The sequence below is a fragment of the Kribbella shirazensis genome (assembly GCF_011761605.1).
GTDB classification, from domain to species: domain Bacteria; phylum Actinomycetota; class Actinomycetes; order Propionibacteriales; family Kribbellaceae; genus Kribbella; species Kribbella shirazensis.
The window spans coordinates 6,483,603-6,495,718 of record NZ_JAASRO010000001.1; the positions used below are offsets into that span (position 1 = coordinate 6,483,603).

Annotated in this window: 11 protein-coding genes; 4 read left to right on the forward strand and 7 right to left on the reverse strand. The window is 69.7% G+C overall.

From position 1 onward, the window contains the following. Positions 1–32: 32 nt before the first annotated feature. Both BJY22_RS31215 and BJY22_RS31220 read left to right on the forward strand, forming a co-directional pair. The gene (locus BJY22_RS31215) at positions 33–320 is read left to right on the forward strand and encodes a hypothetical protein (protein WP_167203115.1); all 288 of its coding nucleotides are present in this window, start codon (positions 33–35) and stop codon (positions 318–320) included. Positions 321–366: 46 nt separating this feature from the next. Beyond that, a complete protein-coding gene (locus BJY22_RS31220) occupies positions 367–1,335 on the forward strand; it encodes an EamA family transporter (protein WP_238350510.1) in 969 nt (322 codons plus the stop codon). Between the two features lie 8 nt (positions 1,336–1,343). Here BJY22_RS31220 and BJY22_RS31225 read toward each other — a convergent pair whose 3' ends face one another. The 7 genes from BJY22_RS31225 to BJY22_RS31255 all read right to left on the reverse strand — a co-directional run bounded on the left by BJY22_RS31225 (position 1,344) and on the right by BJY22_RS31255 (position 9,627). Beyond that, positions 1,344–2,495, reverse strand: a complete 1,152-nt coding sequence (locus BJY22_RS31225; RefSeq protein ID WP_167213906.1) for an alanine--tRNA ligase-related protein — start codon at positions 2,493–2,495, stop codon at positions 1,344–1,346. A gap of 217 nt (positions 2,496–2,712) precedes the next feature. Beyond that, positions 2,713–3,831 carry a glycosyltransferase family 4 protein gene (locus BJY22_RS31230; protein ID WP_167213909.1) on the reverse strand — a complete coding sequence of 373 codons (1,119 nt, stop codon included), beginning with the start codon at positions 3,829–3,831 and terminating at the stop codon, positions 2,713–2,715. After that, entirely contained in the window at positions 3,828–5,075 is a 1,248-nt protein-coding gene (locus tag BJY22_RS31235; protein WP_167213912.1) for a M48 family metalloprotease, read from the reverse strand. Before BJY22_RS31235 ends, BJY22_RS31230 begins: the two co-directional genes overlap by 4 nt. Beyond that, a complete protein-coding gene (locus BJY22_RS31240; RefSeq protein WP_167213914.1) occupies positions 5,068–6,564 on the reverse strand; it encodes a DUF3597 domain-containing protein in 1,497 nt (498 codons plus the stop codon). Before BJY22_RS31240 ends, BJY22_RS31235 begins: the two co-directional genes overlap by 8 nt. An 86-nt stretch (positions 6,565–6,650) precedes the next feature. Continuing rightward, complete coding sequence (locus tag BJY22_RS41975; RefSeq protein WP_167213916.1) at positions 6,651–7,712, reverse strand: NlpC/P60 family protein; 1,062 nt, start codon at positions 7,710–7,712, stop codon at positions 6,651–6,653. A gap of 349 nt (positions 7,713–8,061) precedes the next feature. Beyond that, positions 8,062–8,292, reverse strand: coding sequence for a hypothetical protein (locus BJY22_RS31250; protein ID WP_337759569.1), 231 nt, complete (start codon positions 8,290–8,292; stop codon positions 8,062–8,064). An 81-nt stretch (positions 8,293–8,373) separates the two neighbouring features. Beyond that, complete coding sequence (locus BJY22_RS31255) at positions 8,374–9,627, reverse strand: NYN domain-containing protein (protein ID WP_337759570.1); 1,254 nt, start codon at positions 9,625–9,627, stop codon at positions 8,374–8,376. 237 nt (positions 9,628–9,864) lie between these two features. Between BJY22_RS31255 and BJY22_RS31260 the strand changes: the two genes are divergently transcribed. Both BJY22_RS31260 and BJY22_RS31265 read left to right on the forward strand, forming a co-directional pair. Next, complete coding sequence (locus tag BJY22_RS31260; RefSeq protein ID WP_167213924.1) at positions 9,865–11,658, forward strand: DEDD exonuclease domain-containing protein; 1,794 nt, start codon at positions 9,865–9,867, stop codon at positions 11,656–11,658. 117 nt (positions 11,659–11,775) lie between these two features. Beyond that, positions 11,776–12,063 carry an Lrp/AsnC family transcriptional regulator gene (locus BJY22_RS31265; RefSeq protein ID WP_167213927.1) on the forward strand — a complete coding sequence of 96 codons (288 nt, stop codon included), beginning with the start codon at positions 11,776–11,778 and terminating at the stop codon, positions 12,061–12,063. Positions 12,064–12,116: the final 53 nt, after the last annotated feature.

The window sequence follows — 12,116 nt, forward strand, 5'->3', positions numbered from 1 at the left end:
ACGAACACCTCCAGCAACCGCCACACCCGGCGGTGGCCGGCCTCGTTGGCTGTTCTTGCTGTGCTCGTGCTGCAACTGCTGGTGCCGACGCAGATCAACGCGCTGCCGCGCTGGGTGATGCCGGCGCTCGGCCCGGGTGGAAGGGCTGGCTGCCAGGATTCACCGACTACCTGTTCGTCTCGTTCACTGCCGCGACCGCGTTCAGCCCGACCGACACGATGCCGCTGTCGGCGCGGACAAAGATGCTGATGGGCGTCCAGTCGGCGATCGCGCTGCTCACGGTCGCGGTGATCGCGGCCCGCGCGGTGAACGTCCTGTGAGAATCGCACTCGACAGGCTTGTAATGGGCATGAGACCGTTATGCCCATGTACAGCACGAAGTCGGTGGGGTTGGCGTTCGCGGTCTTCTCCGCGGTCACTTTCGGCGGGTCGGGACCGTTCGCGAAGGCCCTGATCGGGGCCGGGGTCACGCCGCAGCAGGCGGCCTGGTTGCGGATCCTCGGCGCCGCCGCGCTGCTCGTCCCGCTCGTGCTGATCTTCCGCGGCCGCGCCGGTCTGCGCTCGGCGCGGGCGTCCTGGAAGGCGCTGGTGCTCTACGGCCTGACCGGGATCGCCGGGTGCCAGACCCTGTTCTTCATCGCGGCCAGCCGGCTGCCGGTCGGCGTGGCGCTGATGCTCGAGTTCTCCGGGCCGGTGCTGGTGGTCGCGTGGCTGAAGTTCGGCCAGAAGGTCGCCGTCCCGCGGTCGGCCGCGATCGGGGTGAGTATCGCGCTCGTCGGTCTCGCGACCGTGGCCGAGATCTGGTCCGGGTTGCGGATCGATCTGATCGGCCTGCTCGCCGGCCTCGGCGCCGCCGCGTGCCAGGCGACGTACTTCATCCTGATCGACAAGCTGACCGGCGCCGCGGATCCACTGGTGATGACCGCGGCGGGCAGCGTGGTCGGCGCCGTCGCACTGACCCTGATCTCGGCGCCGTGGGGTACGCCGTGGCACGTCCTCGTGGACACGGTCGCGATCGGTGAGCGGCATGCACCCGGTTGGGTGATGGCCGCCTGGCTGATCGTGGTGAGCACGGTCGTCGCCTACCTGGCGGGAGCGGCGGCCGTCCAGCGGCTGTCGGCGGCGGTCGGCGGCGCGGTCGCGTACGTCGAGGTGGTCGCGGCCTGCGTCTTCGCGCTCGTCCTGCTCGGCGAGACGCTGCGGACGAACCAGATCATCGGCGGCGTGATCGTCCTGGCCGGGGCCTTCGTGGCCCAGTCGTCGGTGGGGAAGGTCGCGCCTCCGGAGGTACCCGACTCCGACACTCCCCGCACCGACGTCCTCGAACCCATCTAGATCACCGGCTACCGCAGGGAATCCACGAGCTCCCGCGGCAGGCCGTGGGTCTCGTGCAGGTACTCGTAGTCCGTCTCGTCCAGCGATCTGTGGAAGCGCTCGTGGCTGAGCACCTTGCGGCCGCGGTCGAGCAGGTTGCTGAACCGGATCTCCTCGTCGATCAGGATCCGCCGGATCAGCGTGACGGTCTCGCCCTGGTGGAAGTGGCTCAGGGTGTGCTCGAACAGCTCGATCGGCACGTCGGACAGCGAGCGCGAGTCGTCGTCGTGCCAGAGGATCGTCAGCATTCGGCGGATCAGCCGGCGCAACACGTACCCGCGGCCGGTGTTCGAGGGGTGCACGCCGTCGCCGACGATGACGATGCTGGACCGCAGGTGGTCGATGACGATCCGCTGCGACCGCTCGTCCAGCGTCCAGAGCTTCGGGATCAGCCGCATCCACGGCTCGAACAAGCTCGTCTCGTACACGGACCGCTTGCCCTCCAGCAGCATCGTCAGCCGCTCGAGGCCCAGCCCGGTGTCGATGTTCTGCTGCTTCAGCTCCTCGAGCGATCCGTCGTCGTGGCGGCGGTAGCGCATCATCACGTGGTTCCACACCTCGAGCCAGCGGCGGTCGGTGGTCGGCGTACCCTCCGGCTCGCCGTCGCCGGTCCAGACGAAGATCTCCGAGTCGGGACCGCACGGACCGGTCGGGCCGTTCGACCACCAGTTGTCGTCGGTGGTCAGCTCGATCGGCAGACCGAGCTCCTGCCAGGTGCGTAGCGATTCCTGGTCCAGCGGCACCTGGCCGTCACCGCCGAACACGGTCACGTACAGGTCCTTCGGGTCGAGGCCGAAGCCAGTGGTGAGCAGTTCGTACCCCCACCTGAGGGTCTGGCTGCTCCCGTAGTCCCCCAGCGACCACGAGCCCAGCATCTCGAACACTGTCAGGTGGGTCGGATCCCCCACCTCGTCGAGATCGGTGGTTCGCAGGCATCGCTGGACGCCGGTGAGTCTGGACCCCAGTGGATGGGGTTCGCCTTCCAGGTAGGGCGTGAGTGGATGCATCCCCGAGGTCGTGAACAGCACGGGATCACCGAGCCGCGGGATGAGCGTGGACCCGGTCGTCGGGACGTGCTCGCGGTCGAGGAAGAAGTCGATGAAAGTCCTGCTGATGCTCATGGTTCGTGTCCTTGTCGATTCAGGACCGGAACCAGACCACCGGGCTACGAAAACAACAACACCGGCGAACCGTTTCCGGTCGCCGGTGGAGGTTTGAGGATGTCAGGCAGCGGCAGCCGGGGAGCGGAAAGCTCGTACGGCTGCGGCAAGTCGGAACATCCGGTGCATGTCGGTCAGAGTACACGACGTCGACCGCGAGTTGTCCACCAATTCCCCGTCACACGCCGAGGAGCTCCCGCAGCGTGGAGCCTGTCCGTCGCCAGGACCACTCGTCCTCGACCCACTTCCGGCCCGCCGCGCCCAGAGCAACGCCGTGCTGGGCGTTCGTCAGCAGTTCGACGATGCGCACGCCCACAGCCGCCGGGTTGTACGGGTCCACCAGGTATCCCGTCGTACCGTGCCGCACGGTGTCGGCCGCCCCGCCCGAGTCCCCCACCACCACAGGCTTACCGGCAGCCGACGCCTCCAACGTCACGATGCCCAGCGCCTCCGGCTCCAACCCGAACCGCCGCGTCCTGCACGGCATCGCGAACACATCGGCCGCATCGACGTACGGCGGAATCTCGGCCCACGGCACCGCGCCGGTGAACACCACCGCGTCCGCCACGCCGACGCTCGCCGCCAGCTCCTCGAGATACTCGCGGTCCGGCCCACCGCCGACGAGCAGCAACGCGGCATCCGGCACCTCCTGCCGGACGCTCGGCCACGCCCGGATCAACGTGTCCTGCCCCTTCCGGCGGATCAGCCGCGACACGCAGGCGACCACCGGAACCCCGTCCAGCCCCAGACCCTTCCGGATCTGCTCACCACCACACCCCGGATGAAACCGCTTCGTGTCGACGCCTGGGGTCAGCCGGTGCATCCGCCGTACCGCTGCCGGTGACAGCGCCGGCGCGATCTGCTCCGCGCACCACGCGGACACTGTCGTCAGGGCGTCCGCCGCATCACCGATCCGGCGCAGCGCCCGCCGCACCCCCGGTACGCCGGCCCACCACGTCTCATGTCCGTGGGTCATGGCAACGATCCGCCGCGCACCGGCCCGCCGCAGCGCGGGCCCCATCAGACCGAGCGGTGCGGCGGCGCCGAACAGGACCCGGTCGGCGTCGTACTCGTGCATCAACTGCACGGCCCGCCTCGTCGCGCGGGCCGTCGGCAACAACGTCGACGTACGGTCACGGATCACCGGGAACGGCAGCGTCGCGTCGTACGCCGTGTCGCCCGGTTCGCGGGAGGTGTAGACGACGACGTCGGGCAACTCGTCGCAGAGGGACCGTACGAACGTCTCGATCCCGCCCTGACGCGGCGGGAAGTCGTTGGTGACGACGAGGACGGTCATCGTTTCGCCAGTGGCGGGACCGTGATCCCGTTCTGCTCGCCCCAGGCGCGGCCCATCGTGATCCGCTCCGGCGAGGTCGGGTGACTGGCGAACATCCAGTACCGCCAGCGGCTCGGGGCGAGACCGGAGATGTTCCGGACGGCCAGGTCGTGCTGCATCGCGACGAAGTTGCGCGGGTCGTTCGTCAGCCGCAGCGAGTGGTAGTCGGCGCGGGCCTCGATCTTGCGGCTCACCAGGTTCTGCACCGGGCTCGCCACAGTCGTGGCGACGACCACCAGCGCGACGAACACCCCGGTCCGTCGCGGGTCGGCCATCCGGGCCCCGAGCACCAAGTACAGCAACGTGATGCCGAACGCCGTACCGAGAACGCCGATCAGCGTGCCGTGCAGTACGTCGTCCTCGGCGGCGTGACCGAGCTCGTGCGCGACCACGAGCCGGACCTGTGCGGGCGGCGTGTCCTTCAGCAGCGTGTCGTAGACGACCAGGCGGCGGGTCGACCCGAAGCCGGAGACGTACGCGTTCAAAGCCGTCGTACGCTTCGACGCGTCCGCGACCAGCACGTCCTTCACCGGTACGCCGTCCTCGGCCGCGAGCTGGAGGAAGTCGTTGCGCAGGGCACCGGCCGGCATCGACGTGAAGTTGTTGAAACGCGGCTCGATCAGGACCGGGTACGCGAACGACACCCCGAGCACGAGCAGCCCGGCCGCGATTGCCCCCGGCAACCACCAGCCCTGGCGCCGGCGTTTCGCCAACGCGATCAGCACGACGGCGACCACCGCGACGCCGAGTGAGGTGATGGCCCAGTTGACGCCGCGGTCCCAGACCCACAGCCGCCAGTTCTCCACGGCCAGGCCGTACTTCACGCTGACCCGCTGCGCGAGGACGTCGGTCGGGACGGTCAGCAGGTTGGTGATCAGGGCGATCCCGGCGACCGCGACCGGTACGGCGAGGAACCACGGGCGGATGCGCAGAGCGTCGTACAGCCGGCGGCCGAGCGGGCTGAACCCGATCACCAGCGGGACCACCACCGAGATGATCCAGGACGTCGTCGACCACTTCAGGAGCTCGTGGCGGAACGCGTTCTGGCGGGCGATCTCGGCGGTCGTGAAGTCCAGCGTGGCAGCCGGCTTCGGCAGGTCGATCAGGTGCCAGGGCGTCGTGACGGCGATCGTGAAGACCAGGGCCAGCGCGAGCAGCCCGCCCGCGGCGCGCGGCGCCCACGGGCTGGATGCCCGCTTAACCACCGGCGAGCCTCTCGAGGTACTTCTGCCACTCGGCGACGAACTCGGCCTCGGTCATCCCCAGCACCGACTGGAACGCATCGGCCAGACCGGTCGAGCTCTTCGACGCGTGCACGGCACGGTAGAACTTCACCAGCTTCTCCTCCCCCTCCCGCTCGGCGATCAGCCGGCAGGCCAGCCACGCCGACTCGTATGCCTGCGGCAACTCCTTCGCCGAGGCCGCGAACGCCTCCGTCGTCGGCAAGGAGGCCGGCACATGCCCGGCGCGCACCGCCTTGAAGAGCTCCTTGGCCGCCGACTCGTCCTGCACCGGTACGGCGTTGAACGCGACGTAGTCCGCGAAACCCTCGGCCAGCCACAACGGGACGGGTGACGCGGTCGCGGTGGACGCGACATGGGTGGTCTCGTGGGTCAGCACGATCCGGCGGCCCTGCTTGCCCAGTTCCTCGAAGAGTTTCGGGTTCGCCACGATCCGCACCGGCGCGCCGACGGCCGGCGTGTCGAGCTCGGCCATCGTGACGGCCGCGATCTGGGTGTAGGTGTTCGGCCGGGCGCCGAGGACGTACTCCATCTGGGACTGCTTCGCGGGCAGGTAGACGACGACCTTCTGGCGCCAGCTCCTGCCCCAGACCTTGCTCACCGACTCGACCGCCTTGTCGGCGACCGAGACGTAACTCCTGGCCTCTGCTTCCGCCTCCGAACCCGCGCCGAGGCTGATCACCAGGCTGTGCTTGCCCTTGGCCAGCTCGAGCGCGCCGAGCGACCACACCGGCCGGCGTTGACCGGCCACGAACCGCTCCGAGAACGACGCGGCGTACGTCTTCCCGTCGCGCGTCACGAACGTCACCGGGAGCGTCTCGCGGGCCGCCTTCACGTCGTACCCGGCGAGCTGCCAGGAGACCTCGACCTGCGCGAGCCAGGACTGCGTCCCGCCGAGCTCGGCCTGCCGATCGGGCGTGAGCGCGCCGATGTCGTCGCTCACGTAGCGCAGCTGGAAGGTGCCGAGCGGGAGCGCGGACAGGTTGCCGAAAATCGTCCGCGCGCTGGCCCGGAACGCCGTGGCCTTGGGGTCGATGGTGTTCAGGAACTCGCCGCGGTCCTCGTTCTCGATCGCGTCGGCCATCTTCTGCAGCACGGCCTCGCCCGCCACGGCCCGCTGGACGCCGGCCTGCGCCTGGTCGGGCGTGGTCGGCGTGGCGGACGGCGGTTGCTGCGCCGTGGGCGCGCCCGGGTCCGCCGGGGCGTTCGCGATGTGCTGCAGACCGGCGTACCCGGCTCCGGCGACCAGGCAGATCGCCAGACCGAGGGCAACCTTCTTCAGGATCGGCCCGAACGGCGGGCGGCCCGGACCGTCGGCGTACGACTGCTGCCGGTGGTCACTCGGCTGCTCTGGGTCACCGGCCGACGGGATCATCGGCAGCGGAACCGTGTCGCCGTCCTCGTCGATCACCTCGGCCCCTCGCTGCTCACCTGCCCCAGTCAGGGGGGACACCCGGCCTCCTCCGACAGTACGGCATACCAAACCAATCGGCTCCGGGGATCCCTCCCCGGAGCCGCAGAGTATGTCAAGGTCGCAGGTCAGCCCGGACGGACGGCGCCGCTGTACGGCATCTCGTCGATCGGAGCGATCGTCACGCTCTTCCCCGGGCGGGGCGCGTGCACCATCCGGCCGTTGCCGATGTACATCCCGACGTGACTGATCGGCGAGTAGAAGAAGACCAGGTCACCGGGCATCAGCTCGGACTTGCTGACCCGGCGGCCCTCGTTGATCTGCGCCTTCGAGGAGTGCGACAGCGAGACGCCGGCCTTGCCCCAGGCGTACAGCGTCAGGCCGGAGCAGTCGTACGAGCTGGGTCCTTCGGCGCCCCAGACGTACGGGTCGCCCATCTGGGACATGGCGGCGCTGACCGCGATCTTCGCGCGGCCGCTGGCCGGCACGTTCGGGATGTCCTCGTCGTCACCGGTGCGCTCGCCGTCGCGGCTCGGGCGCTGGCGACGCGCCTCCTCCGCCTCCTTGGCGTTCTCTTCCTCGATCCGCTCGCGCTCGGCGTCGCTCAGCTTGTCGAGGACGCCCTCGGCCTTGTCGAGGTTGGCCTGCAGTTGCTTCTTGAACGCGTCCTGCTTCGCCTGCACGGCCTGCAGGGCGGCCAGCTCGGTCTGCGCGCTGGCCTGCAGGTCGGTGAGCTTGCCCTGCGCGACCTGGTAGCGACGGAGCGCCGAGTTCTGCTGACCGGCGAAGGCCTGGGCGGTGGACGCCTGGCTGAGGAACTGGTCCGGGTTGTTCGACAGCAGCAGCTGCGCCGTCGTGGAGATGCCCGAGGTCTGGTACCCGGCGACCGCCAGGGAGCCGATCTGCCGCTTCACCGCGTCCACCTGGGCCTGCTGCTTGGCGATACCGGCCTGCAGCGCCTTCACCCGGACCGACGAGGCGGTGATCTGACCGCGCAGGTCGTTCGCCGACTCACCGGCCACCTCGGCCTGGTGCTGGAGCGCGGCGACCTGCTTCTTCGCCTCCTCCAGGGTGGGCTTGGGGTCGGCGTCCGCCGCTCCCTGGATGAAGATCACACCCGCGGCGACGGCCGTGCTGGTGATGGCGGCGAGGGCGATTCCCTTGGTGCGGTTGATGCGTCCGATGGACACAGCCCGGTCGGTCCCTTCCTCTGCTCGCGCCGTCCCCGTTGACCAGGCCTGCCGCGGACGTCACGTCCGCGGGGTCCGCCGGATCACTCCCTCGGCATTACCGCTGCCCGGTCGGCCGGAGCGGCCGACACCCTGAGGCAACGAGAGGTAACAGTAGTGACCGTTTCGTGACCAGTGCAATTCGCCCCTCGGGTTTGATGGAAAATTAACGAAGCCGGTTGGTGGCCAAACGATCGTTTCGCCTTCCTTTGCAGGGGTTTCGGCCGCGTCGGGCAGTACCGTTGCACCGCCAAGGTCCTGACAAAGACGGTCGCGTCTTCGGGCGTGTCCTCGGCGTGTCGGCTCCGGGTCAGCCGGTCTGTTCCTTGGGGACGGCGCCGGGCTCGACACTGTCCACGGCATGCACCAGGCGCAGCGGCGGGACCAGGCCCGAGTCGGCGAGCGCGTCCAGCGCGGCCTTCTCGTCGTCGTCGATGTGCAGGCTGCCGGACCGTTCCTCCGAGAATCCCAACACAACGGTGACGACGCAGTCCTGGCAGCCCGGACCCTTCATCACACAGGCGTCGCAGTCGATCAGCACAACATCCTCCAAGTGGGGAAGCACCCGGACTTGCATCCGGCTGAGAAGGACGCTAGAGACCCCCACCGACAGTTTCTGGTGTCAGGTGCGGGCGATGCGCGAGATCAGGCTGGTCGCGGACAGCGACCGGGCGCCGAGTTTGATGATGCTCTCGGCAACTTCGCGGTCGGTGGAGACGACCACGACCGGGCGGCCGGGCGGCTCGGCACGGACCAGTTGCCGGATCACCTCATCGGCGATCACCCCGGCGGGGCTGAACCGGACCCGTACGCCGCGCGGCGGGTTCAGCTGCACCGGCCCCGACAGTTCGGCGCCGTCGAACACCACGGTGACCTCGACGCGACGTTGCGCCACCAGGGCGCCCAACGCCGTGACGAGACGCTGACGCTGCGAGTGCAGCGGGGAGGTCGGCCAGGCGGTCTTCGTCACGTTGTAGCCGTCGATGATCAGATGTACCTGGGGCAACGACAACAACTCGTCGAACAACGCCGGGTCGTCCTCGGGCGCCGTACGCCCGACCGGGGCCGCCTCGGGCTCGGAGCCGGCCACCGTGTCCGCCGGGCGGAGCTCTCCCCCGGGCGGCAACGCCAGCTCACGGCGCAGCCCGCTCGCTGCCTCCAGCAACGTGTCGAGCAGGAGCCGGGTACGCGTGGTGGCGAGCTCCCGTTCCTGTCCCGCCGTACGACGGGCCGCGTGCTCGACCGCTTCCAGTTCGGTGATCCGGGCCCGGAGCTTGCGCAGTTCACGCTCGACCTCGGCCCGCGCCGCGTCCACGCGTTCGTCGGCGGTCTCGGCCTGCTCCGTGCGCTGCTCGAGCTCGGTCTGCAGGCCGCTGATGCGCTGCCTGGCCTCGTTGAGCTTGCGGCGCAGCGTGACGTTCTCGGCCTTGAGCTCGTTGACCTGTTCGCGGAGCCGTTCGCGGACCTGACGGGTCTCGGTGCGGGCCTGGTCGAGCTGATCGGTGAGCCGGCTGACCGCTTGGGAATCGGCGCGCGGGTTCTCCACCGGGACCTGGGCGGCCGCGGCGACGTGCTGTTCCCAGTCGTCCGGGCGCAGCAGGTACGCGAGCGCGGCGACCTCCACCGGGTCAGCCGCCGGCACCGGTACGCCCTCCGCGACCGCGTCGCCGAGCTCCGGGTGCTCACGCCGTACCTGGAAGGCCGTCAGCCGCCGGAAGTGGTCGTCGGTCTCGAGGATCGGGCCGAGCACCGACGCGGACAGCTTCGCCCGTTTGGCCGGCGCGAAGCTGGCGAACCGGCGCAGCGGAGCCGGGATGTCGGTGGCGGGGAGCTGGCCGAGGGCCTGCGCGGCGAGGGACAGGACGCGCTGCCGCACCGGTTCAGGCAAAGTCGTAGCGGCGGAGCTCGCGGCGGTGCCTGCCTCAGTCACCGGTCCGCAGTCCGGCCGGAACGACGACCTGGCAGCAGCTGCTGGGCCAGTGACGCAGACCACAGCGGACGGGCTCGCGGCCCGGGATCGCGGTGATCGCCTGTGTACGCATACAGAGAGCCTAGTCGACTCGTCTGCGTGTCACCTGCGGAATTGTCGGTGGCGGCTCTTAGCGTCGTGGCCATGACCAGCCCAGTGCGCACACCGCCCCAGGATCCGACGGTGCCGATCCGCGGTGTGCAGCACAGTTTCGACGACCTCGGGACGCCGCTGCGGGACATCACATTCTGCGTCGTCGACCTGGAGACGACGGGCAACCCGCCGGGCGAGGGCGGTATCACCGAGATCGGCGCGGTGAAGGTGCGGGCCGGTGAGGTGATCGGCGAGTTCCAGACGCTGGTGCACCCGCCGGAGTCGATCCCGCCGTTCATCGCCGTCCTGACCGGGATCAGCGACCTGATGGTTGCCTCGTCCCCCCGGATCGAGTCGGTGCTGCCCGCGTTCCTGGAGTTCGCGCACGGGTGTGTGATGGTCGCGCACAACGCGCCGTTCGACATGGGCTTCCTGAAACACGAGTCGCTGGTGCACGGGTACGACTGGCCCGACTTCGCCGTCGTCGACACCGCGCTGCTGGCGCGCCGGGTGATCACCCCGGACGAGGCCCCGAACTGCAAGCTCGGCACGCTGGCCAAACTCTTCCGTACGACGACCACGCCCAACCACCGCGCGCTGTCCGACGCCCGCGCGACCGTCGATGTGCTGCACGGGCTGTTCGAGCGGGTCGGGTCGTTGGGCGTGCAAACGTTGGAGGACCTCCAGACGTTCTCGTCCCGGGTCGCGCCGGCCGTCCGGGCCAAGCGGCACCTGGCCGAGTCGTTGCCGCACGCACCGGGTGTGTACCTGTTCACCGACGACCGCGGCGAGGTGCTGTACGTCGGGAAGTCCAAGGACCTGAGGACCCGGGTCCGGTCGTACTTCACGGCCTCGGAGACCCGCAACCGGATCGGCGAGATGGTCGGCATCGCCACCGGCGTCCGCGGAATCGAGTGCGGGACGCCGCTGGAGGCCGAGGTCCGCGAACTGCGGCTGATCGCGGAGCACAAGCCGCGGTACAACCGGCGGTCGAAGTTCCCGGAGCGGCAGCATTGGCTGAAGGTCACGGTCGAACCGTTTCCGCGGTTGTCGATGGTCAAACAGGTGCGCGACGACGACGCCGGGTATCTCGGGCCGTTCAGCTCGCGGAAGACCGCCGAGCGGGCGATGGCCGCGCTGCACGAGGCGTTCCCGATCCGGCAGTGCACCGCGCGGATGTCGCGGACCCCGCAGCTGTCGCCGTGCGTGCTGGCCGAGATGGGCCGGTGCGTGGCGCCGTGCGACGGGCGGATCTCGATGGATTCGTACGGCGAGTTCGTGACCGCGCTGCGCTCGGCGCTGACCGTGGACCCGACTCCGGTGGTCGAGGCGCTCGACAAGCGGATCGACGTACTGTCGGCGGACGAGCGGTTCGAGGACGCCGCCGTGCACCGGGACCGGCTGAGCGCGTTCGTGCGGAGCTCGGCGCGGATGCAGCGGATGGCGTCGGTGACCGGCTGCGCGGAGATCTGTGCCGCCAGGCGGACCGAGGACGGCGGCTGGGAGCTGCACGTGATCCGTCGCGGGCGGCTCGCGGCGGCCGGGTTCAGCCCGCGCGGGACCGACCCGCGGCCGCATCTGGAGATGTTGCGGGCGTCGGCCGAGACGGTGCTGCCCGGGATCGGCCCGGTCGCGGCGGCGTCGCCGGAGGAGATCGAGCTGATCCTGCGCTGGCTCGAGCTCCCCGGTGTCCGGCTGGTCGAGATGGACGGCACCTGGACCTGCCCGGTCAGCGGCGCGGGCCGGCATCTGAACCGGCTCGACAACTTCCGCTCCGACGCCCACCACCATCCGACCGAGCGACGCCGGCACCTCCGCCCGCTGGGACCGGCCCGGGTCGGCTAGATGCTGGCCGCGGAGGAGGCGACGGCGGGGACGGTTCGGGGTCTCGGCCACACTATGCTTCAGCGGGTTGAGGTGTGAGTCTGAACAGTTCTGTATGGGTTCTGAGGAGAGGACGGCATGGTCACCGCGATCGTGTTCATCAAGGCCGATGTCGCGCGGATCCCGGAGGTCGCCGAGCAGGTGGCGGCGATCGACGGCGTCAGCGAGGTGTACTCCGTGACCGGAGGGCTCGACCTGATCGCGCTCGTCCGGGTCGCACGGCACGACGACCTGGCCACCGTCATCCCCGAGCACGTCAACCGGGTGCCCGGCGTCGTGAGCACGGAGACGCACATCGCGTTCCGCGCGTACTCCAGCCACGACCTGGAGGCGGCCTTCAGCCTGGGCCAGGAGGACGGTGTCTGAGGAGCGGGCCGATCCGATCCGACTGACACGCGCTGAAGTTACGGTGAACACAT

What these genes read in the sequence shown, in the direction of transcription:
- BJY22_RS31220 (WP_238350510.1), top strand. Translation starts at nt 367, where the DNA reads ATGTACAGCACGAAGTCGGTGGGGTTGGCGTTCGCGGTCTTCTCCGCG.
- BJY22_RS31225 (WP_167213906.1), bottom strand. Translation starts at nt 2,495, where the DNA reads ATGAGCATCAGCAGGACTTTCATCGACTTCTTCCTCGACCGCGAGCAC.
- BJY22_RS31230 (WP_167213909.1), bottom strand. Translation starts at nt 3,831, where the DNA reads ATGACCGTCCTCGTCGTCACCAACGACTTCCCGCCGCGTCAGGGCGGG.
- BJY22_RS31260 (WP_167213924.1), top strand. Translation starts at nt 9,865, where the DNA reads ATGACCAGCCCAGTGCGCACACCGCCCCAGGATCCGACGGTGCCGATC.
- BJY22_RS31265 (WP_167213927.1), top strand. Translation starts at nt 11,776, where the DNA reads ATGGTCACCGCGATCGTGTTCATCAAGGCCGATGTCGCGCGGATCCCG.